Source organism: Psychrobacter sp. 1U2 (genome assembly GCF_051847575.1).
This window is the reverse complement of sequence record NZ_JBPYDC010000001.1, coordinates 163484-187459: the sequence shown is the minus strand read 5'-3', so window position 1 is coordinate 187459 and position 23976 is coordinate 163484. Positions and strand designations below refer to the sequence as shown.

Below are 23976 nucleotides of genomic sequence, written 5' to 3'. Positions count from 1 at the left end.
GCGCTGTCTAAATAAGCAATGTTTAGATCTATTTGCTCTGTATCATTAGCATGTACCACCTAAATTGACAACAGAAAGGGGAGTCAGTGAGCGCTAGATCTTCTTCTACAATGCCAGTATTGTTACTGGTTTTACTATTGCTGATGCCCGCCTACGATGGGGTAAAAAGAGCGTATCTACCGGTACTTTATCTACAAGATCTAAACGCGGTGATAGCACGTTTGCAGTTAGAGGAGACGTTTGAAACGTTGGGTATAAAGGTGGAGGAGCAAGCTGATACGAGTATTTTGGCTCATGAAAATAATGATCTCGGCTTAAGTAAAAAGGCTCAAGATAATAATAATGATGAGAATATTAACGTCAATAACGATGATACTGCCACCGCGGTAGCGAATAAAGAGTTTAACTTAGCCAGAAGCCGCTGTGGTCTGAGCACTTTATCGCCAGACGCTGAGCTTAAAAAAGTCGCGTTAGGTCATGCGAACTATATCAAACACGTTTTTGCTCATTCGCAGCCAACGCTGTTTTATCCGCACTATCAAAACGAAATCAAAGGTATCAAAGCGGTTACTAGCAACAACAACCCGCATTATAGTGGCCTAGATATCAAAAACCGCTTGTTCAATGCCAGCTACGCCAATCTAAAATATGGTTTTACAGAAAACATTGCGCAGAGTATGTCTTATCATTCTGCAGGCGAGCTACTCTCCGCAGAAGCGGTAACCACTTCGATGGCCAGATCCTTGCTTGCAGCGCCTTATCATCTGCGCTCTTTAATGCAGCCAAGCTCGAAAGTAGTAGGAACGGCAGTCGTCGCCTATAAACCTTATGATAAAGAGGTGCGCACCAATCAAGGCTATGTGCTAGTGAGTAACGCTGCAGCAACAGCCGACTCAGTGGGCGCGAGCTATGATGGTATCCTGACTTATCCTTGCCAAGGGGTAACTGGCACTGTAACCGCCCTTTATAATGAAACGCCAGACCCGGTAAAGCATACAGGCCGCAACTTAAGTACCGACCCTATAGGTCAACCTGTCTATATCAAGATGGCAAAAGCCGATACGATCCAAATTATTAATATCCGCTTCTATGATGAGCAGCGCGGAACAACGATACCGACGCAAGTACTCGATTATCAGTCAGATCCTTACCTCAATACAGAATATGAGCTTCCCAAAAACGAGGCATTTATCTTGCCCATCACAGATTCAGTCGACAGCTGTGAGACTAGCATAAAACAGGCTATGATAAAAAAAGCAAACAACTGCGGCTTGCAGGGTAATAGTGAATATAAAGTAAGCTTCGATGTCATCATAAACGACCAACGCATGATCAGTAAGTCATTTAGCTTTATGACAGGCGATGTGAATTACTCATAAAGAGTTATCATCAAAAGCTCAGTTGTCAACTTAGCGCTTTAAGATTAGTCCTTAAAGCCGGCCTAAAATGAAGATCCAGGCTGCTGTAAAAATTCTTTTTCTTTGTCAGTAGACTCTCGGCCTAAAGTCTCATTACGATGCGGATAGCGACCAAATTGCTCAATAATATCTTTATGACGATGCTCAAACCCTAAAGTGCTCTCGTCATCAAGCTGTTCAAATAATGGCAGATACTGCTGATGAATCGCCAAAGATTCAGAATGCATAAATGGCATAATAGTAAAGCGTCGCCATTCCATCGGTAAGCTGTCAAAATGCGGCTGCTTAATAGCTTCTTGTGCGAGCACCACCGCCATGCCGTCTTGTGAAAAAGCACAAGGCTCATCGCGGCATAAATTACGCGAGAACTGATCTAAGACAATAATCTCCGCCAAGCGTCCTGCTAGATCGGTGATGGAGCTGTTGGCGTCGGCTTTATTGTTGCCGCGGCGCCAATGAGCGCATTCACCCTGTTTGGCCGCTTGCCAGATTTTGCCAAACTTTGACTCAATACGCTGATCAAAATCCTCGTTTTTTTCAAACCAGTAAGGCTCGTTGTCTTTAGCAAACCAAAACTCTAACACGGCACGCGCATCAGCATTGATATGTTGTAGATTGATATCTTCAGCATTTATTTTATTATTATTTGCTTTACTAGCGGTTGTAGAATAATCGGTTGAGAGTGACATAAGCTATTCTCCTAGTAATGAATTTAGCTTACTATAACTCAAATACTAGCTGTGGTTATGATGTTAAAATGTAGCAAGGATTGTGCTTGCAAAAGTGAATACAAACCTTATTATGAGTCGCTACTAATGACCATCTGCTTTGACTCTTTAGACCTATACTATTTCACCTGTTTTGCTTATCTGCTTTAGGCTATCTTATATGAACTCAGTAAATCCAAACTTAGCAACTCCCGAATTGTCGTCTCAATTACCGGCAACGCCTTATTACTTACTTGATGAGGCCGCAATTGTCAGTAATATGCAGATTATCGCGCGTCTATGTGAGCTTTCAGGAGCTAAGGCGTTGCTCGCGCTCAAGTGCTTTGCAACTTGGGGTGTGTTTGATGCTATGCAGCCCTATTTGCACGGTACGACCTCATCGTCACTCAATGAAGTGCGTTTAGGCTTTGAGACGTTTGGCAGTGCACAAGATAAGGAAACTCATGCCTATAGCGTGGCTTATAGTAGTGATGAGATAGATGAAGTATTGAGCTATGCCGACAAGATTATTTTTAATTCCATCTCTCAGCTCACAGCTTTTAAAGAGCAAGCTTATGCACAAAACATTCCTGTAGGCTTGCGCCTGAATCCTAAGACCAGTAATTCCTCTTTTATTATTGCTGATCCGGCGCGCCCATTTAGTCGTTTAGGGGAGCATGACAAAGATAAAATTAGAGCGGTGCTCGCTGATATTAGCGGAGTCATGATTCATAACAACTGCGAAAACGATAGCTTTAAAGCGTTTAGCGATAGCTTGGCAGATATCGAAGCGAAGTTTGGTGATGTTTTAGCCAAGCTAGAGTGGGTAAGCCTCGGCGGCGGTATTCATTTTATTGCACCTAATTATCCATTAGAAAAATTGGCTAATAGGTTAAAAGGCTTTAGCGAAAAATACGGCGTGCAAGTCTATCTTGAGCCAGGCGAGGCGAGCATCCATAGCGCGGGGACGCTAGTCACGACGGTGCTCGATACGTTGCACAATGAAAAAAACATCGCGGTTGTTGATGCTTCTATCGAAGCGCATATGCTCGATTTATTAATTTATCAAGAGTCGGCGGCTATCGCGGCTATCAATGACGAGGCCGTCGATATCTTACCCGCTACAGAAAGCTGTGAGCAGCAGGCGGTAGACAATACTATCGTTTGCGGTCGTTCTTGCCTAGCCGGTGATATTTTTGGCGAATATCAATTGACGGATAAACTCAAAGTAGGCGATCAAATCAGCTTCGCTAATGCGGCCGGTTATACCATGGTTAAGAAAAACTGGTTCAATGGCGTCAACATGCCAGCCATTGTGATTCGGCGCTTAGATGGCAGCATTGATATTCAGCGTGAGTTTGATTATCAGGATTATAAAGCAAGCTTGTCTTAGTTCTGTTATTTGAATCGCGTTGATTTGTGCTACTGGCTAGGAAGCTATAAATTACGAAGCTGTAAATATAGTATGGTCGGCTAACAGTCACTAATTATGACTAAAAGATACGATAAAAATTGTTATAATTGCGCTGGGTAGAATTGTTGTAAGAATAATAGTTTTTGCCTTACGGGTGTATGGGTTTTCCTCGGTCTTCCTTTTTAATTCATACACATCATTCATCTGTTACTGTTTTGCATAGCCATCTCTGTGGCATCGGCAGGAGCACAAAGGAGGATTGTTCATTGAACATAAGTCAAACCAAGCTCAATAAAAAAGACGTTCTTATCATTGGCGCAGGCGGCGTGGCGCAGGTAGTCGCGCATAAGTGCGCCATGTATAACGACGTACTCGGCGAGATTCATATTGCCTCGCGTACTAAGGCCAAGTGTGATGAGATAGCGCAAAGCGTCCATGACAAAGGCAGCTTTAAACTTCCGGCGACTTTGCATACCCATCAAGTCGATGCCATGGATAGTGAAGCGCTGATCAAACTTATCAAGAATACAGGCATTCAGATCCTTATCAATGTCGGCTCGGCCTTTATTAATATGAGCGTGCTAGAAGCTTGTATTGAGACGGGAGTGGCCTATATTGATACCGCCATTCACGAAGATCCGCGTAAGATTTGTGAAACCCCGCCTTGGTATAACAATTACGAATGGCAACGCAAGCAGCGCTGCGCCGACAATAATGTCACCGCCATTTTGGGTGCAGGATTTGATCCGGGCGTGGTCAATGCTTATGCCCGTCTCGGCTATGACATGATGGATGCAGGCTCAGTCACTGATATCGACATCATTGATATTAACGCCGGCAGTCATGGCAAATACTTCGCGACTAACTTTGACCCTGAGATTAACTTTCGCGAATTCACTGGTACGGTTTACTCTTGGCAAGATAGCCAATGGCAGTCTAATGATATGTTCGAGGTCAAGCGCACTGATGATCTGCCTGTCGTTGGCGTACAAAATAGCTATCTTAGCGGGCATGACGAGATTCACTCGTTATCGGCGAACTTAGACGTGCCAAACATACGCTTTTGGATGGGTTTTGGTGAGCATTATATTAATGTGTTTACTGTCTTGCAGAGTTTAGGTCTATTGTCTGAGCAGCCAGTAATGACCGCCGAAGGGCAAGAAGTGATTCCGCTAAAAGTCGTTAAAGCGGTATTGCCTGATCCTAGCTCGCTGGCGCCCAATTATACCGGTAAGACTTGCATCGGTGATAAAGTCAAAGGCACGATTGACGGCGCCCATAGTGAAGTCTTTATCTACAACGTCTCTGACCATAAAGACGCCTATAATGAAGTGGGCAGCCAAGGTATTTCTTACACCGCAGGCGTACCACCCGTAGCAGCGGCTATGCTTGTCGCGACTGGAGAGTGGGACACGGGCGCAATGGTCAATGTTGAAGAGCTTGACCCTAAGCCTTTTATTAATCTACTTAATAAGATAGGCTTACCGACGCGTATTCAAGATGCTGATGGTGATAGAGCGCTCGAATTTTAGACGAAAAATGAGTTTTACAAAGAAGCTTATCTCCTAGAGATAGGCTTTTTTTTGGTTTAGGTTTTAGCATTTAAGTATTTTAATCAAAAACAGCCGTCTCTGATTTGATAGCGTTATACTTTTTATCTAAATACAGCGGTCAATACTGACCGCTACCACTATGAAATTATCCCGTATATGACATAATCTTATCATTGAGCTAAAGCAGGTCTACAAGTGCTGCCAAAAGACACTTACGAACACGTTGTTTTAGCAAAGCTAACTGAGTAAACCTACTTTAACAAATCTAGTTTAGCCAAACATAAAATAAATACAGGACGTACAAATGGCCAATGAATCCGATAATGATGAGTTAAATGCCGCGCAAAAACCTCAGGCTGCAACCACTGGGTCAGGGGAGTCTTCACGCACCCCGTTTGAGCGTAGTCAGTTCGGCGGTACCGAGCGTCAATCTAAACCTTTTGATGAAGACGTACCGATATCACGTAATGATCTGCAAAAAGGCGCGCAGGAGCTCTCTGAAAACAGCGTAGCGCATATTAATTGGAGCGTGCTGATTATCTCATCGGTAGTGATCGTGGCTTTTTCAATCTGGGCCATCTTCTTGCCTACTAATGCTAGTACTACGATGAAGATGGTCGTGGACTGGATTGCTAGTAATCTAGGCTGGTATTACGTCATTACGATGGTTTTGGTGATTGGCTTTGTACTTTGGGTGGCCTTATCCAAGGCAGGTAGCATCCGTCTTGGCCCTGATGACTCACGCCCGCAATACAAGCTTGGAACGTGGGCGGCAATGCTATTTGCCGCTGGGGTCGGCATCGACATGCTGTTTTTCTCAGTGACCGGTCCTGTCGTCCAGTATCTAACGCCGCCCGCTGGTGAAGGTTCAAGCGCTGCTGCCATGCAAGATGCGGTGGTCTGGACGATGTTTCATTACGGTATTGCCGGCTGGTCCATATATGCGCTGCTTGGCATGGCGATGGGCTATTTTGCTTATCGCTGGGGTATGCCGTTATCGATTCGAGCGGCGCTTTATCCGCTGCTAGGTAAGCGGGTCCTAGGTCCTATCGGTCACGGTATTAGTACGGTAGCGCTAGTTGGCACTGTATTTGGTGTCGCCACCACTATGGGTATTGGGGTGGTGCTGCTAAACGTTGGCTTTTCAAGGTTATTTGGGTTTGAAGAAGGCTTGACACTACAAATAGCGCTAGTAGTTGGTGCGGTTATTTTGACTATTTTAGCGACTACCTCAGGTGTTGATCGCGGTATTCGCTGGATATCGGAGCTGAACCTTTGGAGCGCGGTGGCGATGATGGCGTTTATCCTTATCGCTGGTGAGACCGCATTTTTGTTAAATGCTTTGGTCGAGAACTTAGGTCAATTCTTTGTCACTTTGCCGGCGCGGATGTTCAAGACCTTTGCTTATGTGCCGGGTAGTAGTGCCTGGATGGGCAGTTGGACGCTGTTCTTTTGGGCGTTTTGGCTAGCCTGGGGACCTTTCGTTGGGGTGTTTTTGGCGCGTATCTCTCGCGGCCGTACCTTGCGTGAGTTCGTCATCGCCGCGATTACCGTACCGGTATTGTGCGATTTTATTATCGTTTCTTTCTTTGGTAATTCCGCGCTTTATGAGGTGCTGCAAGGTAATACTGCTTTTGCTGAGTTGGCTGTACAAAGCCCTGAGCGCGGCTGGTATGCACTACTGGAGCTGTTCCCCGGCGCTACTATTTTAATCGCCCTAGCAACGCTGTCTGGGTTTTTGTTTTATATCACCAGTGCCAACTCAGGAGCGATGGTGATGTCGAACTTCTCAACTTCTATTCCCGATCCAAGCGAGGACGGCCCCAAATGGTTACGCATCTTTTGGGCAGTACTGACAGCGATGTTGACCATTTCTATGTTGATAGCAGGCGGCGTCATTACTATGGAGTACGCGACGCTAATTTTCGCGCTCCCTGTGACCGTGATTGTATATTTAGTGATGTTCTCTTTTTCCAAAGCGCTGAAAATTGAGCGAGCTGAAAACGAAGGTAAGGTGCTACGCCGTCCTTCAATTACCCCTAGTGGCGGTCAGAGGCCTGAGCGTTCATGGAAACAGCGCTTGGGACAGATGCTAGCGTATCCCTCGAAACGTGAGACGATACAGTTTCTTGAGCGTGTGGTTCGTCCAGCGCTTAACGAGGTTGCGCATGAGTTTGAACGTCAAGGATACGACATCGAGCGCGATAATGTTCCGCATATAGATAACGATATCGATATTGGCGGTCCTTTATTAAAAGTCGCCTCCGATGCAAAAAATAACTTTTATTATCAGGTGTCAATGGTTGAGACGCCGTCACCTACCTTTAGTGGTAAAATGGCGCCTAATACCGATGTCTATTATCGGTTAGAAGTAGCGACGCAAACGGGTTCTGGTGGTTATGACTTGATGGGACTGACCAAGCAGCAAGTTATCAATGATGTACTCGAGCAATACGAGGCCTACTTGACGTTTATCAGTGAGTCAGTAAACAGTGATGCTGAAATCAATAAAGGGGAAACGCTGGTTGGGGCAACAAAGAGTTATTAATAGCTGAGCGCTGATAATGCTCTAACTCAGACAAAAAAACTGATCATTACAGTAATTATTAGCGAAACCAGCGGTTTTAAAAATAAGCTTATCTGTTAGAGATAGGCTTTTTTTATTGAGAGCTTATAAACGATTTAATACGATAAAAAGAGGCAGAAAATGGCAAAGATTCTAATCACTCTTGGTATGATTTTGGTGATAATAGGGGTTGTTTGGCTGATATTTCCAAGCTTGTTTTCGTGGATAGGCAATCTACCAGGGGATATCAAACATAGCTCTGGCAATACCAAAATTTACTTTCCAGTAATGACGATGATTGTGATAAGCGTTGTGGCGAGCATTTTGCTAAATCTATTTAATCGTTAGGTGATAATTTGCTTATTCACAAGGTCTACCATGCGCTTATGATATCTATAATTCTATTTTAGTCGCTTAGCGCTTCAATGAGATATCACCAACAAAAAAATCACTAACTTAGTCAAACTCTGGATAAATTCTGCTATAGTAAAATGACCGTATCGCGTTATATGAGCGGAACTACCTATTAGCAAGGAGCGCTTTTCTCATGGAATTTGACTATGTCATTATCGGCGGTGGCTCAGCAGGATGCGTGATGGCCAGCCGCTTATCAGAAGATCCCAATATCTCAGTTTGCCTATTAGAGTTTGGCGGCGACGGCAAAGATTTAGCCGTACGTGTGCCCGCAGGCGTTATCATGATGATGCGTGATAAGCCGGTGAAAATCAACAACTGGGCATTCGATACTGTGCCGCAAACCCATCTAAATAATCGCATAGGATATCAGCCGCGCGGACAGTGTTTAGGCGGCTCGTCTGCTATCAATGCGATGGTATATACTCGCGGCAGTGCCAAAGACTATAATCGTTGGGCAGATAACGGCTGTGAGGGTTGGGGCTATGATGATATGCTGCCTTTTTTCAAAAAAGCAGAAAACAACATTCATGGTGGCGACGAGTATCATGGTGACTCTGGCCCACTACATGTGTCTGAGTTATTGAGCCCGCGCCCTATATCCAAAGCCTTTGTTGATGCTTGTGTGGCTAATGGTCTCGATGCCAACGATGATTTTAATGGTACTAAGCAAGATGGCGCAGGACTCTATCAAGTCACTCATTTTCATGGTGATAAGCAGGGCCAGCGCTGTTCAGCGGCCGCCGCTTACTTACACCCTGTTGATGACCGTCCGAACCTCACGATTATTACTGGCGCTATGGTGTCCAAAGTTATCATAGAAGATAAGCGGGCAACTGGAGTTGCCTATGTTAAACATGGTGAAGAATATAGCGTTCGCGCTCTAGAAGAAGTGCTGTTGTGTGCCGGCGCGTTTGGCTCGCCCAAGACTTTGATGCTATCAGGCATTGGTCCAAAAGAGCACTTAGAGCAGCACGGTATCGAGGTGGTTCAAGAATCGCCGGATGTTGGCGGTAACTTGCAGGATCACTTAGATGTGGTGTTTGATTATAAGGTCAATACTAAGGATATCATCGGTATCGGTTTAGGTACGGTTGCTCAGATGATGTCCGCTTTAGGACAGTGGCGCAAAGACGGGACTGGCATTTTATCGACTAATTACGCCGAGGGCGGTGCTTTTTATAATTCTACTGACAAGACGCCCAAAGACTGGCCTGATACCCAGCTGCATTTTGTCATCTCGCGCGTGATTAATCATGGGCGTGAGCTGAAATGGGGCTACGGCGTCTCAGTACATAGCTGTTATTTGCGCCCTGAGAGCCGCGGCACAGTGAGACTGGCATCGACCGATCCTAGTGCGCCGCCGCTGATTGATCCCAATTACTTGTCAAACGACAAAGATGTGGAATTCATGGTCGCGGGTGCCGAGCGTGCGCGAGCTATTATGGCAGAAGCGCCGCTTGCCAAGTTTATCACTGAAGATTACGCCGCGCCCTATATCGAAAAGGACGGCATGATTGGCTATATACGTAATAAGTCCGACACCATTTATCATCCTGTTGGTACCTGCCGTATGGGCGCAGATGAGCTATCGGTTGTAGATACTGATCTTAAGGTACGCGGTATTGAAGGCTTACGTGTGATTGATGCCTCGATTATGCCGACCTTGATTAGCGCTAATACCAATGCGCCAACGATTGCTATCGCTGAAAAGATAGCCGAACAGATGAAATCAGAGCGACATAGCAGTGAGAGCGTACCGACTGAGATTAATAATTACGCCAAAGCTGAGCATGTAGCAACCATCTAGCGCATGATTATCATCGATTCCTATATATAAAATGTGCTAAACGTCACCTATAAAATAAGCCAGATACTTAAAGTATCTGGCTTATTAGATGAAGTCTGTACTTTTCAATCAACCATTCTAAGCTAATCTTGTTAAACCATCAGTTACTGATTTAAATTACAACTTTGAAAAGAACTTATGAGTTGGTACTACTAAGCCTGCCGCTAATACGGCCTTGACAATGCCGCCAATGATAAACGGATATAAGCCAAGTTGTAATAGGTTCTCAGTAGGTACAAACAGAGATAAATGCGCTAGACCAAAGACAAACACTGCCGCAGTGGCGACAAAAGCAACTAGCGTACTCTTAACATAACTCTTCAAAATACCTTTATCACTGAAATAACCTAAAATAGCGACCGCAGCGATAAAGCCGTATAAATAACCGCCAGTAGGACCGAAGAAGGCTGTGAAACCTGCTGCACCGTTAGCAAATATTGGCAGACCGATAGCGCCTTGCGCTAAATATAATAATACGGCTGAGATACCGGCTTTTCTGCCTAATGCCAAACCAACTACGGTGACGGCTAGAGTTTGCCCTGTAATAGGGACGGGGTACATAGGTACGGATATTTGCGCGAATAAGGCAATCATTAATGAGCCAAAAACAACTTTGATAAAAAAAGCAGCTTGCTCATTAGTGATAAGCCACTGTTTAGTTGATGCTAGAACCATTGACATAGGTAGTCCCTGTTTATTGATTATAGTGTACGATTGTAAGCTGAAATTCAAAGTATACTATTATTCATTGAGTTTCAACTGATATTTAAATAGCGGCGTGGATATGAATTTTATGATAAATCATAGCATTACAGTTTGGGTTTATGCAGACGAAGGTACTAGCGAATTAAGCGTGCAATCGGCATTGGTTACTATCAAAAAAAAGCTATCAAAAGGTAGTATTAGTAGTGTACAAACCCTCTCTAGTCAAGACATCATTAATAATAAGCTCAATGATGAGCTTAGCGAATCAAGAGGTATTGGCGTCTTAGTGATGCCGGGCGGTGCTGATTTGCCTTATTGTCAAAATTTAAATGGTCAAGGCAATGATAATGTCCGTGAGTTTATTAGCAAAGGTAATATCTATATTGGTATCTGTGCTGGCGGCTATTACGGTGCAAAAGAGATTCAATTTTCTGGACAAAGTTATGAGTTGGGGCATAAAAGAGGCTATGAGATAAATGGCGCGCGTGAATTAGCCTTATTCTCAGGAACGGCTATTGGTAGTGTAAGTGAATTTACTGACGGTCAGCTCTATGATGAAACCATTGCTTCAAAAGCTATGGTCACTTTAGACTATGCTAACGAACAGCAAGGTGAGGTTTATTATCATGGTGGCGCGTACTTTATAGCGGATAAGGAGGCTGAGTTTAATGTCGTAGCGACTTATGATAATGGCAAAAATGCTATTGTTAGCGGTAATTTTGGTCAAGGCAAGTATCTACTGTCAGGAGTACATTTTGAATTGAGCGCTGAGGTTTATGAGAGATATGCTGTTAAAGAAGCGAGTGTGGCTGATGTGGAGAGGGAACAGTGTTTATTAGCAGCTATTAGTCGCGAAGATTATGGAAAGCTTGTTTATCAGGAGATTGCAAGGTTGGTAGAGGCTGCTGATACAAGCGAATAAATCTAGACTTGGAATAGCTAACAATGCATTGTCGTTGGCGTAGGGTGGGTTAACCAAAGCGTAACCCGTCTAATTGAATTAAAAACTCTATTTAATAACCTGCCGAACATTACTCAGATAAATCAAATAAAGCGCGCCAGCGAGTAGGGCGATAGCCGCTACACGTTTATAATCTAATACTATCTGCGTATTACCAAACCAGCCAAAATGATCGACCAGTAGCCCCATAATTATTTGACCTGCGATGATAGCGACAATAGTTGCCGCCGTACCGATACGCGGTACGGCAATGACGATAGCCACCATAGAGAAGTTACCAAATAGCGCGCCAGCTAATTGCCATGTTGGTACACTAAACATCGTCGCGGCTTGTGGTGGCTCAATAAATATCACTAACACTACTAGAATAATAGAAGCGACGACGTTGGTCAGCCATGCCGTTGTCACCACATCGGTACGAATGCTCAGCGTGCCATTGATAGCCGACTGCGCGGCGATTGCCATACCGCCAATCAATAACAAGGGAAGTGCGAGAGTTAATAGCATGACTTTTTCCTTAACAGACTAATCACGCTAGTAAATCAACCAAAGCGCCATTAAAATAAGCATCAATGCGCCAACGCGATAGCTATCGATAGCGCAGCGCTCGCTACCTAACAGACCAAAGTGATCAATAGCTAAGCTAGCAGTCATTTGCCCGCATAAAATACCGACCATAGTAATACCGACGCCCACCAACGGCGTAGTAATAGTCAGTATTATGGTATAAACGAAACCAACGAGACCACCTGTCAACAGCCAGCGCGGTTGTTTTGGCAGAGTAATTAGATAATTACGCTTGCCCATTATCATGAGCACTATCATCGCTAAGCTAAAGACAATCACCCCAATTAAAAATATCGATAAAGAAGCTGATAAGCGCCCGATATTCTCTCCCAAGGGTCCTAGAAATGCCGCTTCTGTTGCTAGTGCCATACCGCCTGATACTACGAATAACAACATCAAGATTTGCTTCATAGCCTGCCTTTTTTCAACTATTTTGCCCAATGTTCAGAAAATAATGACTTCTATTGTATGGTTAGGGGTCAACGGATACAATGACTGACCCTAAAGGTATGATGGATAGCTTGCAAGAGCACGCGGCGATGATAGGTTAGAACGCTACAAACCTTGAGAAAATGTTATTATTTTAAAATCACAATCATGCTTTTTTATCAACCTGCTAATGTGGTTAAATCTATAGTTATAAGATAATGATTAAAGATATTTTTATAAATAATTAGGATGACTTTATGAATGCTTTAGAGCTAAAAATACCTCCTGTCGCGCAAGTCATTGTGACAGCGGCTGCTATGTATGGGGTCTCCAAAGTGCTTCCGACTTTGAAGTTTTCACTCGATGGCTCGAAGGCGTTAGCGCTTGGTTTGACTATTATAGGATTAAGTAGTGGTATTGTGGGCGTCACACAATTTAAAAAAGCTCAGACCACCCCTAATCCGCAAGCACTCGAAAAAGTATCCAGCTTAGTCACCAGTGGCATCTATAACTATAGTCGCAATCCCATGTATTTAGGATTGGTGCTTATGTTATTAGCTTGGGGATTGTATTTGTCGCATCTGCTCGCTTTCTTATTAGTGCCCGGTTTTATACTTTATATCACTCGCTTTCAAATTCAGCCAGAAGAAAGAATGATGAGCCAAAAATTTGGTAAGAGTTATCAAGCTTATCTGTCAAAGGTCAGACGTTGGATATAAATGGGGCTAAGAACGTGACATAGAGGTAGGGTGGTAGATTGCTGAGTCACTAAAGACAGAGTAGTTGTCTATGATCATGCATTGCAGTATTTGACAGGATTCATTGAGGTTTAATGAGAGTTAAAGGGATAAACTATTTTGCCTGGGCTAAAAACAGCAGGTCTCTTTTTATTAGCGCATTAGCAGAGATTATCGGTTGTTATTTGCCTCATCTTTGGCTAAGAGAAGGCAAAAGCATATGGCTATTAGTGCCTAGCGCATTTGGCTTAGCCGCTTTTTTCTCCTTTGCCGTCAATAACGGCTTTTTCTTAACGTTTTTCTTACTGTCTTGACCTTTACTTATCATGATTTCCTTTGGTTTTAACTCATTTATTTAACCTTCAGTATGGGCTCAAGCTTGAGTAATAGATAGTTATATTCGCTGGCATATGTAGGCAAGTTTAGTGTTGAAGAAGTGATTGATGTATTTCATAGCTATTTGGCTCCAACGTTAATAAGTGCTTACTTACGACAACAGAGCGATTTGTTATAATCAACGATCAAATTATACAAATAGTCGATAACATGATTGTTTTAGCAATTTAGAGGTAACGATGCAGGTACACGCAGATGTCTAATACGTATTTAAACGATAAGGCGAGTTTGCAAACCTTAACTCTGTCCTCAGAAACCGATACCCAAGCATTGGCGCAGCAATTGGCTAATTTACCTATAGAGGGCAGTGTTTGGCTATCTGGTGACTTAGGCGCGGGCAAGACGACTTTGACTCGCTATTGGCTACAAGCCTTAGGTCATCAAGGTGCGGTCAAAAGTCCGACTTATACCTTAGTTGAGCCTTATCAAATTGAGCAAAATGATGGCTCAGTAAAGCCGGTTTATCACGCTGATTTATATCGATTGCAAGATCCAGAAGAGCTATCCTTTATTGGTTTCGATGAGTATCTCGATGAACCAAACGCTTTAGCCATTATTGAGTGGGCGAGTCGCGCCGATAGCTATTTGCCGCCACCCGCTATATTTATCGATATGACAGAAGCCGATGACGGCGCTCGGCAGATTGAGCTTCGTCTCTCAAAAATAGGTCAAGCCCAAGGCTTAGACTTATCCACTTTGCACTTATAATTCTGCCATGCTAGAGAATACCGATATTAGTCGTATAAAAAAACTCTCGCCGCTATTGATCAATCAATTAGCCGCCGGCGAGGTCGTGACGCGTCCAGCAGCTGTAGTCAAAGAGCTACTTGAGAACGCTATCGATGCCAAAGCTACGCATATTGAAGTGCACATCACTCAAGGCGGTATGGGGATGATACAGGTAGCGGACAATGGCGTGGGTATCCATCCAGATGATATGGTGATGGCTATTACGCGCCATGCTACTAGCAAAGTCGCTGATGTGGTCAACCTGCAGGGTATCCGTACTTTAGGTTTTCGCGGTGAGGCCTTAGCCGCTACCGCTGCAGTCTCACGTCTGACTTTAATCAGCAGCCCTGACGATAGCGGCATAGGTCGTCAGCTGCAAGTCTCAGGAATACTAGCTGAGAAGCCGCTATTGACGCCTGTGGTGCACAACCGCGGTACCACAGTGACGGTCAAAGATTTGTATTTCAATGTGCCTGCTAGGCGCGGTAATCTAAAGTCTATCGCTACTGAGTTTGCCCATATTGAAACGATTGTCCGTGAGGTAGCGCTAGCGCGTGCCGATGTGACGCTGGTTCTTTTCCATGATAATAAAAAACGTATCACCTTATCGGCAAAGCGAGACGATAACACGACTAGCAGCGCCTCTTCAGTCAATATCAGCCACTATCTCCCTATTTCTCGCTTGGAGCAAGCGCTAGGTTTAGCGCTCCGTAAGGACGCTGTAGAGGTTGCTGTGGATTTATCTAGTTTACAGCAGCAGTACGTTGACACGAGTAATGTCACTCCATCAACAACGACGCAAGCGCAAGTTAGGGGTTGGTTATGGCCAACTGCACAGCCGCAGCCCAATCTTCCTAAGCTGCTTTATGTCAATGGACGCCTAGTTAAAGAAGCCATTATTAGCAATCAGCTCCGGCAATTGGCATTGAGTACTGGGATTGCGGCAATGGGGTATGCTTTATACTTTGAGCTGCCATTATCTTGGTTGAATGTTAATGTGCATCCTAGTAAACAGCGTATAAAAATCAGCTCTCTTAATAACATTATGGCGCATCTGAGTTACGCTATTAGCAACAAACTCAAAACCGCAGTAATAGACCGCCCTTCGTTAGCATCCGTGAGTCCAGAATCGTTAGAGGACGAGATAAACGATGATCAGCCTGATGACAGTGAGCATGATTTTTCGGCTTTTAAGCCGCAAGTACAGTCTATTAAACATTTTTATCAGTGTTCAGAAGAGCCAGTGGCAGCTACAGTTGCCAGTGAGGTTGATAAGGATAGTGACAGCGTTTCGATAACGAGAGCAAGCGATAAGCAAGCTGATACACCCTCACTGATACCTACTATAAATCATGAGCGCTCAAAGCCTTTACCTTACTGTTTAGAGGTGATTACTGAGTTATCAGAGTATGCGCATGGAGCTTCAGAGGATCTTGCGGGCGCAGTGAACTATAATGACCCTAGCGCATTGTCACCTTGGCTATTGTTTTATGCTTCAGTGCACAATCAAGGACAGTTGTTGGTGATAACAGAAGCTGACTGGCATAAGCAGTTTGCCCGCTTATTTACCGCCAGCGATTATCGGCAGCTTAATAGGTCTGCTAGCCACTTGGCTATAAATCAAGAGATTAATGAGCAGATAAGCCATTACGCTGTGCAAATGTCGACGCCAGATTTGCAAGCTTTTACCACAGATATCATAGAAATACTCACGACCAAAGCCATTGTACAGACAGACAGCAAGCATTTAATTGGGTTATTATTATCATCCGCTTTAGCCCAATAATCTCTAGCTCAGCGCTATCAAACTCTTTTTATAGGCAACTTTATGTTAGACGCTCCTCATCCTGTGCCAGATAATAGCGTTATTTGCTTGATGGCGCCAACGGCTAGTGGCAAGACCGCTTTAGCTTATGAGCTTTATGATAGTGGACGTTATGAGCTCATCTCAGTAGATTCAGCGCTTATTTATCGTGAGATGGATATTGGCACGGCTAAACCGACCGCTGCAGAATTGCAGCGCTATCCGCATCACTTAGTTGATATTATTGACCCGACGCAGAGCTATAGCGTCGCTGAGTTTGTTAGCGATGTTGAACGCCTTATCAATGAATGTCATGCAAAAGGTAAAATTCCGCTGTTAGTTGGGGGTACGATGATGTACTACATGGCGCTGATAGAAGGCCTCTCACCCGTTCCGGATAGCGATGAGCAGGTACGCAGGCAAGTCGAGCAGTGGCGACAGATAGCAGGTATTAGCGCTTTATACGATTATCTAGCTGATATCGATCCTCAGAGCCATCAACGTTTAGCGCGCGCTGACACTCAGCGAATCACGCGAGCTGTCGAGGTGTATAAACAAACTAATATTCCAATAAGCGACTGGCAGCGTCAACCCAAACAAGCATTGGCCCATAATCCCAACCAGCAGTGGCTTGTCTTGTCCGTGCTACCGGAGCGTTCGTGGTTGCATGAGCGCATTAGTCAACGTTTAGATATCATGTGGCAAGAAGGCTTAGTTGCTGAGGTTGTTGGCTTACTCGAGCGTTATCCTCTGACCCCGAATATGCCTGCTATGCGCTGCGTGGGCTATCGGCAAGTGCTCGAGTATTTAGTACATATCAACCACCCAGTATTTGAGCGCACACATTTAGATAAGTCGCTATTTTATGAGGCTTTTGCTGTCAGTACAGAGGATAAAATAAAAGGCGCAAAAGATGATGATCAAGCGGTACCTCTTAATTCTACAAAACCAATGACCCAGCGACAGCATCTCGCTTGTGAAGCGATGCAAAATAAGGCATTATATGCTACCAGACAGCTAGCCAAGCGCCAGTACACTTGGCTGCGTAAATTATCGAGAGGCTTAGCTGCAGCAAATCAGTCAACTGTAGCGCCTGCACAAAGTGATACAAGCCTTACGGATACGCAACACAATATAGTCATAAGCTCATTTACTTCTATTAACCAAGTGAGAGATTATTTACAGTAGCCGCTATAATAAGTATGTCGAGTAACCATTTTTTGTATCAATATCTTTTAGAGCAAAAATAGTATGCTCGCATCTGCTTTGTGGCACTGCGTAAGAAACGATTATATTAAATAACGATAAACGACAATAGGTTAAAGCGTTAACTGTTATAATTTAGACTGATTTATCTTGGTATGAAATCACAGCACATTAAAATAAAATAATAACTATTAGGAGAATTTTTATGTCAAAAGGACAGACTCTACAAGATCCGTTTTTGAACTCATTGCGCAAAGATCGTATTCCGGTTTCCATCTTTTTGGTCAATGGCATCAAACTACAAGGCCAGATCGAATCTTTTGATCAGTATGTGGTCTTATTGAAAAATACCGTCAGCCAAATGGTCTATAAGCACGCTATATCGACAGTAGTTCCAGCGCGCAATCCTCGTAGTAGTACAACGTCAGCTTCTAGTAGCGGCGCACAGTCCTCAGGCGCGGCCGGTAGTTATCAAGGCGGTGGGTTTGATCGTAACAATCAAGCAGGCGGTATGAATAGCGGTTACGAAGAGCGTGGCTTTCCCTCAAATCGTAGTGGCTTTAACCGTAGCGGCTTTGGTCAAGATCGTGGCTTTGAGCGCGGCGGCTTTGGTCAAGATTCAGGGCGCAGCGGCTTTGGACAGAGTTCTGATCGTAGCGGTTTTGGTCAGGATCGCGGTTTTGAAAACCCAGGTGAGAATACTGGTTTAAATGATACTCCAAAAGAGGATTTTAACGATAGCGACAATCAGTAATCGCTATTATTTATCATATTTTCTATCATCAGCTTGTATGGCTGATAGTTTTATCAAGATGTTTTGTGAAATGAAGACCTACTCATGCAGTGGGTCTTTTTTGTATGAGGCCAAGATCTAATTCATCCTATTTAGAGTACGGTTACTAAAGTTGGCGATAATATAGTAAAATAGGCTATCGAATAATAGATAATGAGTTATATATGAACAGCGGTAAAAGTCATCTCACTCATGAGCAGTTTATAGCGACTGCTATTGAAGCCATCAATACGGAAAAAGCAGCCTTGGCTCTACTAACAGAGCAAATAGACGATCGTTTTGCTCAGGCTTGCGACATTATTTTGGCCTGCCAAGGACGCTTAGTGGTCACCGGCATGGGTAAATCCGGACTGATCGGTCGCAAAATAGCCGCAACCTTTGCTTCTACGGGCACGCCAGCATTTTTTATGCATCCAGGAGAGGCGGGGCATGGTGACTTAGGGATGCTAGTGCGCGGTGATGTGTTGTTAGCCATCTCCAACTCAGGTGAGTCTGATGAAATAAAAACGCTGCTACCTGTCGTCAAGCGTCTTGGTATACCGCTGATCAGCATCAGTCGCGACAAGCGGGGCATGTTGCCACGAGCCGCTGATATCGTCTTGACTTTGGGTAAGTCGCAAGAGGCTTGCCCGCTCAATTTAGCGCCAACCTCGAGTACTACTGCAACGCTAGCTTTGGGTGATGCATTAGCGGTCGCTTTGGTGCATGCGCGCAATTTTACTTCAGAGGATTTTGCTTTATCACATCCTGCAGGTGCACTTGGGCGTCAGTTATTGACGCGAGTTGAAGATTTGATGCACACCGGTAGTGAAAACCTGCCTTTAGTCAATCAAAAAGCTTCTCTCAACGAAGCGCTGTTCACTATGACCAATGGTCGTTTAGGTATGACGGTAGTCGTCGATGATAAAGATAAAGTAGTAGGGGTGTTCACGGATGGCGATTTGCGCCGAGGACTTGAAAAAGGTATCGATTTAGCCACGCCGATGCGCGAGATTATGACTATAGACCCTCGTCATGTCAGTAAAACTATGCGCGCCTCCGATGCCTTAAGTGTGATGAACGAAAATGCAATTAGCCAGCTATTAGTGATGGACGAACAAGGTCACTTAGATGCTATTATTACCGTTCATGACTTATTGCAAGCAGGGGTAAAATAACAGCTTATCAGCCAGCTTACATCATAAATAAAAACCAATAATAAGAGGCAGCCTATGCAAGATTTAATCAAAAAAGCAGGTAAAGTTAAAATGCTAGTACTAGATGTCGATGGTATTTTATCAAATGGGCAGATTATTTATGATGCGAACGGGGTTGAAACGAAAGCTTTTTCGGTACAAGATGGCGTAGGTATCAAGGCATTAGCGCGTTATGGTATTTTGACAGCGATTATTACCGGTCGTCGTAGCCCTATGGTAGACAAACGCGCCAAAGAGATAGGTATCGATTATGTGGTACAAGGCCGTGATGATAAAGTTGTGGCCCTAAAAGAGTTGATGACCATGGTGGATAAAGCTGCTGATATCACTACAGCCGACTGCGCGTACATGGGGGACGATTTGCCAGATATAAAAGCGATGCAGACAGTTGGATTTGCGGCCACAGTACCCAATGCTCACTCCGAAGTTATCAATCGCAGTGATATGGTCACCACGCGCGCTGGCGGTTATGGCGCGGTGCGTGAGATATGTGACCTTATTTTAAAGGGTCACGGACATTACGAAGAATATATTGCAGGCTATACCTTAGAGGGTAGCGCTCCCCAAAAAACAGAGTCATCAGTAGGATAACTTATAGTGAATACTCGTGTCTTAATCGTTTTGGCCTTAATCATCGCTGGTATCGCGGGTTGGTTTTTTCAGCAGCAGGCAGAAGTGACGCCTCCAGTTAGTATCGGTCCCTCAGAAGTGGACTACGAAGCTACTGATATTCAAGCGGTACAGACCAATGAGCAAGGCGAAACAGAGTATGAGCTCAACGCTGAATCGCTGAGACATGATCCCAATACCAATCAGGATATCATGTCCGGTATTACTATGAATTGGGAGCCATCAGCTGAGCAGCTTTATCGTATCGAGTCTGGAACGGCAACGGTTAATCAAGAAACCGGCGAGCTGCATCTATACGGTGGCTTTAGCTTAGCCAGCGAAGATCAGCAAAAAACGACTGAGAATGGCAAAAAGATAGCACCTATAACCGTGACAGGTGAAGCGCTAAAAGGTAACACAAAATCAAAGCTAGTCTATAGCGAGCAACCCGTACAAGTCGTTCAAGGCGATAATCGTTTTGAGGCTGCGACGATGACAGCCAATCTAGAAACTGGCGAGTATGAGTTTGAGCAAGTAGCCGTTATGTTTACTCCTGCTGAGCGTCAGGATAAAGCGCTTTTTTAATTAAGTATTGTTTTTAACAATAAAACGTTTTTAACTATAAAATGCTTTTAGTTATGAAGATTTTCAAAGTATAAAACCGTTATTGATTAACCACTAAATACTGCCGCTTTTAATACCTATCACAAGAAGAGTATCCAAACATGAAATCAAGTTTTTTGCCTATAGTTCGTGCGCTAGCGCCTCAGCTATCAGCAGCATCGTATATACGCTCATTACCAGTGGTCATGCTGCTAGCTTTACCTGTTTATAGCCATGCACTGCCTTCTGATGCCAATCAGCCTATCAAGTTACTTGCCGATCGCGCCACTTATAGCGAGAGTACTGGCGTAACTAGCTATTCAGGAACGGTTGTTATTACCCAAGGAACGCTCAAATTGACGGCGGATAATATTACCGTCAATCTCTCAGAGCAGCGCAGTATCCAATCAGCCGTTGCAACCGGCCGACCGGCGACTATGCAGCAAGTAGTGACCGCCGATAAAGGCTTGGCAAAAGGTCGCGCCAATAAGATTGACTACAATGCCGCCACTGGTATCATGACTTTGACAGGTAATGCAAAATTAACGCAAAATGGCGCAAGCTTTGCAGGTAACGTGATTCGCTATAGTCTCAAAGCAGGGGATGTCGAGGCAACGGCGGGTGGTAATCAGCGTGTAGAATTAATCTTCCCGCCCAATAATAATACCAATCAGACTGGTATACGTTAGCTTATAACCGCTACTAAAGACGAGTGAGGCGTTATGTTATCCCAGTAGATAGTCCGTCTTAGTCGTCCATAACGTTTCAAATTGAAGCGACTAAATAAGCGCTTAAGTGTATAAGACCTGAATAGAGCATGAGTAAGTTATGATAGACAATAATGAGATCAATCCCTCATCAGTGATGAGCCCTGTAGCGGCAGTACCACTGCGCTTATCGATGCAAAACTTAGGTAAACGCTACGGTAAACGCTGGGTTGTCAAAGATGTGTCTTTCTCTGTTGAACAAGGGCAAGTGGTTGGCTTGTTAGGCCCAAATGGCGCCGGTAAGACCACTAGCTTTTATATGGTAGTCGGCCTCGTCAATATGGATAAAGGCCGCGTGAGCTTAGGGAAAATGGATCTATCCAAATACGCTATGCATGAGCGAGCGCGGGCAGGGATCGGCTATTTGCCGCAAGAGGCCTCTATCTTTCGTAAGCTCTCTATCGAAGATAATATATTGGCTATTCTGCAAACGCGCAGCGAACTGTCCGCAACTGAGCAGCGCCAAGAGCTTGAAAAACTGATCGCTGAGTTCCATCTAGAGCATGTCCGTACCTCTTTGGGTATGAGTGTTTCGGGGGGCGAGCGTCGCCGCTGTGAAATTGCTCGAGCTTTAGCGGCAGATCCAAAGTTTGTGCTATTGGATGAACCTTTCGCTGGTGTCGATCCTATATCTGTTGGTGATATTAAAGAGGTGATACTAACATTAAAGAATCGCGGTATTGGTGTACTGATCACTGATCATAACGTTCGTGAGACGCTAGCGATTTGTGAAAAGGCTTATATTGTCTCAGAAGGAGCCATTATCGCTGAGGGCACTTCTTCTGAGGTGTTAGAGAACGAGTTAGTCAAGTCCGTCTATCTTGGCAAAGACTTTCAGGTCTAAGGTTATCTTACTGATAACGGGCTAGCGTTTTCTCTGTCATGTCTTATCCTTTATGACGGCTTTTTTGATCGATTATCAAACGGCTTATCTTAACCAAGGCAATTGTCTTGGCTACCATCTCCTATCTGTACTATTTTTCTTATTCAGCAAACCACAGATTCATCTTTTACTCCTAAACTTTTGGGCTTATATTCAATTGAGCTTACGGTTCACTTAAGGTGCATATACTATGGCAAAAAACAAAAGCAGCTACGTCTGCCAAAATTGTGGTGCTCATTTTGGTAAGTGGGCGGGGCAGTGCGGCGACTGCGGCGAATGGAATAGCTTAGTCGAGGCGCCAAATGTCAGTATGCCGCACCATAATAAAAGCTCAGCAAAATCAGCACCCAGTCGAGCTGCGCCTCGCGCCACTAGCGCACCTGCAGGTAACTATTCAGGAACGCATAGTGCAGTGATGCCACTGAATGCAGTGAGCGTGACTTTAGATACGCGCCTGCCAACTGGCATCAGTGAGTTCGACCGTGTATTGGGCGGCGGCTTAGTAGCAGGGTCGGTCGTGCTTATCGGCGGCGATCCTGGCATTGGCAAATCCACTATCTTATTACAAACAGCGACGAATATGGCCAAGGCGGACTCGTTGGCTGGTAGCGCGCTGTATGTCACCGGTGAGGAGTCGCTCGCACAAGTCGCTATGCGCGCCAAACGTTTAGACTTGCCAGCAGATAGATTGCGAGTATTGGCTGAGACTAATGTGGAGACAATTTGTGCAGCTTTGACTCAAGAGCAGCCTGCTATCGCCATTATTGACTCTATTCAGACTATTTATACCGATGCCATTAATTCGGCTCCAGGCGGCGTCAGTCAAATTCGTGAGTCAGCGGCGATCTTGACTCGCTATGCCAAGCAAACGGGAACGGCGCTATTCTTAGTGGGGCATGTGACTAAGGAAGGTACCTTAGCAGGACCTAGGGTACTTGAGCATATGGTTGATACGGTACTGTATTTTGAGGGGCAGTCCGACTCGCGCTTTCGTATGATTCGCGCAGTCAAAAACCGTTTTGGCGCAGTGAATGAGTTGGGTATTTTTGGTATGACGGATATGGGTCTCAAAGAAGTTGCCAACCCATCAGCGATATTTTTAAGCCGTTACGATAAACCGGTGGCAGGGTCTGTGGTTATGGTGAGCCGTGAGGGCACTCGGCCATTATTGGTTGAAGTGCAAGCCTTAGTTGATGATTCACAAGGGCAGCCAAGGCGCATGGCCTTAGGCCTTGATTATCAAAGAATGTCTATGTTACTAGCGGTGATGCACCGGCATGGCGGTATCCATACAAGTGGTCAAGACGTCTACGTCAACGTCGTGGGCGGCGTAAAGGTGATTGAGACAGGCTCTGATCTAGCAGTGCTACTAGCTTGTGCTTCTAGTATAAAAGAGAAGCCGCTACCTTCGTCATTAGCAGTGTTTGGTGAAGTCGGGTTGTCCGGTGAGATACGTCCTGTGCCGAATGGACAAGAGCGCTTAAAAGAAGCGATGAAACATGGCTTTAAACATGCTATTATTCCTAAGTCAAATGCACCCGCTGCTAACTCGGCACAGTTTAAGGGCATCAATGTCATAGCCGTAGAGCGTCTCGATGATGCTATTGAAAGCGCGTTTGAGATAGACTTTTAGGTACCCAGCTCCGTGTCCGTTGATTATACGCAACAAA

The 23976-nt window shown here is 44.6% G+C and carries 22 protein-coding genes and 1 pseudogene; 19 read left to right on the top strand and 4 right to left on the bottom strand.

All coding sequences use genetic code 11. From position 1 onward, the window contains the following. Positions 1-86: 86 nt before the first annotated feature. Positions 87-1379: a CAP domain-containing protein gene (locus ACS8FD_RS00765; protein ID WP_439273981.1), complete on the top strand. Its 1293-nt coding sequence runs from the start codon at positions 87-89 to the stop codon at positions 1377-1379. 62 nt (positions 1380-1441) lie between these two features. On the opposite strand, the gene ACS8FD_RS00760 is transcribed toward ACS8FD_RS00765, so the two are convergent. After that, complete coding sequence (locus ACS8FD_RS00760; RefSeq protein WP_439274048.1) at positions 1442-2023, bottom strand: DUF924 family protein; 582 nt, start codon at positions 2021-2023, stop codon at positions 1442-1444. A 283-nt stretch (positions 2024-2306) separates the two neighbouring features. Here ACS8FD_RS00760 and nspC point away from each other — a divergent pair, with 283 nt between their 5' ends. The 5 genes from nspC (at position 2307) to ACS8FD_RS00735 (ending at position 9882) form a co-directional block, all read left to right on the top strand. Then, positions 2307-3518: a carboxynorspermidine decarboxylase gene (gene nspC / locus ACS8FD_RS00755; RefSeq protein ID WP_439273980.1), complete on the top strand. Its 1212-nt coding sequence runs from the start codon at positions 2307-2309 to the stop codon at positions 3516-3518. A 287-nt stretch (positions 3519-3805) separates the two neighbouring features. Further along, positions 3806-5071: a saccharopine dehydrogenase family protein gene (locus tag ACS8FD_RS00750; protein WP_439273979.1), complete on the top strand. Its 1266-nt coding sequence runs from the start codon at positions 3806-3808 to the stop codon at positions 5069-5071. Positions 5072-5396: 325 nt separating this feature from the next. Further along, complete coding sequence (gene betT / locus ACS8FD_RS00745; protein WP_439273978.1) at positions 5397-7640, top strand: choline BCCT transporter BetT; 2244 nt, start codon at positions 5397-5399, stop codon at positions 7638-7640. A 159-nt stretch (positions 7641-7799) separates the two neighbouring features. Then, on the top strand, positions 7800-8006 hold the full coding sequence (locus ACS8FD_RS00740; protein ID WP_439273977.1) for a DUF2905 domain-containing protein: 207 nt from the start codon (positions 7800-7802) through the stop codon (positions 8004-8006). Between the two features lie 199 nt (positions 8007-8205). Further along, positions 8206-9882: a GMC family oxidoreductase gene (locus tag ACS8FD_RS00735; RefSeq protein ID WP_439273976.1), complete on the top strand. Its 1677-nt coding sequence runs from the start codon at positions 8206-8208 to the stop codon at positions 9880-9882. Between the two features lie 156 nt (positions 9883-10038). Here the strand turns inward: ACS8FD_RS00735 and ACS8FD_RS00730 are convergent, their stop codons facing one another. After that, a complete protein-coding gene (locus ACS8FD_RS00730; RefSeq protein ID WP_439273975.1) occupies positions 10039-10602 on the bottom strand; it encodes a biotin transporter BioY in 564 nt (187 codons plus the stop codon). A 103-nt stretch (positions 10603-10705) separates the two neighbouring features. Between ACS8FD_RS00730 and ACS8FD_RS00725 the strand changes: the two genes are divergently transcribed. Then, entirely contained in the window at positions 10706-11548 is an 843-nt protein-coding gene (locus ACS8FD_RS00725) for a BPL-N domain-containing protein (protein ID WP_439273974.1), read from the top strand. Positions 11549-11635: 87 nt separating this feature from the next. On the opposite strand, the gene ACS8FD_RS00720 is transcribed toward ACS8FD_RS00725, so the two are convergent. Together ACS8FD_RS00720 and ACS8FD_RS00715 are read right to left on the bottom strand one after the other, a co-directional pair. Then, entirely contained in the window at positions 11636-12094 is a 459-nt protein-coding gene (locus tag ACS8FD_RS00720) for a DMT family transporter (protein ID WP_439273973.1), read from the bottom strand. 27 nt (positions 12095-12121) lie between these two features. Next, complete coding sequence (locus tag ACS8FD_RS00715) at positions 12122-12565, bottom strand: DMT family transporter (RefSeq protein WP_439273972.1); 444 nt, start codon at positions 12563-12565, stop codon at positions 12122-12124. Between the two features lie 275 nt (positions 12566-12840). Here ACS8FD_RS00715 and ACS8FD_RS00710 point away from each other — a divergent pair, with 275 nt between their 5' ends. From ACS8FD_RS00710 to radA, 12 genes and pseudogenes are all read left to right on the top strand, one after another. Then, the gene (locus ACS8FD_RS00710; protein WP_439273971.1) at positions 12841-13302 is read left to right on the top strand and encodes a methyltransferase family protein; all 462 of its coding nucleotides are present in this window, start codon (positions 12841-12843) and stop codon (positions 13300-13302) included. Between the two features lie 138 nt (positions 13303-13440). Continuing rightward, positions 13441-13580, top strand: a pseudogene (locus ACS8FD_RS00705) (YnfA family protein); the annotation flags it as partial. A 331-nt stretch (positions 13581-13911) separates the two neighbouring features. Next, positions 13912-14424, top strand: coding sequence for a tRNA (adenosine(37)-N6)-threonylcarbamoyltransferase complex ATPase subunit type 1 TsaE (tsaE, locus tag ACS8FD_RS00700; protein WP_439273970.1), 513 nt, complete (start codon positions 13912-13914; stop codon positions 14422-14424). A 7-nt stretch (positions 14425-14431) separates the two neighbouring features. Further along, the gene (gene mutL, locus ACS8FD_RS00695) at positions 14432-16231 is read left to right on the top strand and encodes a DNA mismatch repair endonuclease MutL (protein WP_439273969.1); all 1800 of its coding nucleotides are present in this window, start codon (positions 14432-14434) and stop codon (positions 16229-16231) included. A 42-nt stretch (positions 16232-16273) separates the two neighbouring features. Continuing rightward, a complete protein-coding gene (gene miaA, locus ACS8FD_RS00690; protein WP_439273968.1) occupies positions 16274-17437 on the top strand; it encodes a tRNA (adenosine(37)-N6)-dimethylallyltransferase MiaA in 1164 nt (387 codons plus the stop codon). Positions 17438-17660: 223 nt separating this feature from the next. Next, positions 17661-18209, top strand: a complete 549-nt coding sequence (gene hfq / locus ACS8FD_RS00685; RefSeq protein ID WP_439273967.1) for an RNA chaperone Hfq — start codon at positions 17661-17663, stop codon at positions 18207-18209. A gap of 203 nt (positions 18210-18412) precedes the next feature. Next, positions 18413-19405 (top strand): KpsF/GutQ family sugar-phosphate isomerase, encoded by a 993-nt coding sequence (locus tag ACS8FD_RS00680; protein ID WP_439273966.1) that lies wholly within the window; start codon positions 18413-18415, stop codon positions 19403-19405. Between the two features lie 54 nt (positions 19406-19459). Then, a complete protein-coding gene (locus ACS8FD_RS00675; RefSeq protein ID WP_439273965.1) occupies positions 19460-20035 on the top strand; it encodes a KdsC family phosphatase in 576 nt (191 codons plus the stop codon). Between the two features lie 6 nt (positions 20036-20041). Beyond that, positions 20042-20638: an LPS export ABC transporter periplasmic protein LptC gene (gene lptC / locus ACS8FD_RS00670; RefSeq protein ID WP_439273964.1), complete on the top strand. Its 597-nt coding sequence runs from the start codon at positions 20042-20044 to the stop codon at positions 20636-20638. Positions 20639-20862: 224 nt separating this feature from the next. Continuing rightward, positions 20863-21345 (top strand): lipopolysaccharide transport periplasmic protein LptA, encoded by a 483-nt coding sequence (gene lptA, locus ACS8FD_RS00665; RefSeq protein ID WP_439274047.1) that lies wholly within the window; start codon positions 20863-20865, stop codon positions 21343-21345. A gap of 175 nt (positions 21346-21520) precedes the next feature. After that, a complete protein-coding gene (lptB, locus tag ACS8FD_RS00660; protein ID WP_439274046.1) occupies positions 21521-22267 on the top strand; it encodes an LPS export ABC transporter ATP-binding protein in 747 nt (248 codons plus the stop codon). Positions 22268-22496: 229 nt separating this feature from the next. Next, positions 22497-23939 carry a DNA repair protein RadA gene (gene radA, locus ACS8FD_RS00655; protein ID WP_439273963.1) on the top strand — a complete coding sequence of 481 codons (1443 nt, stop codon included), beginning with the start codon at positions 22497-22499 and terminating at the stop codon, positions 23937-23939. The last annotated feature ends 37 nt before the right edge of the window (positions 23940-23976 follow it).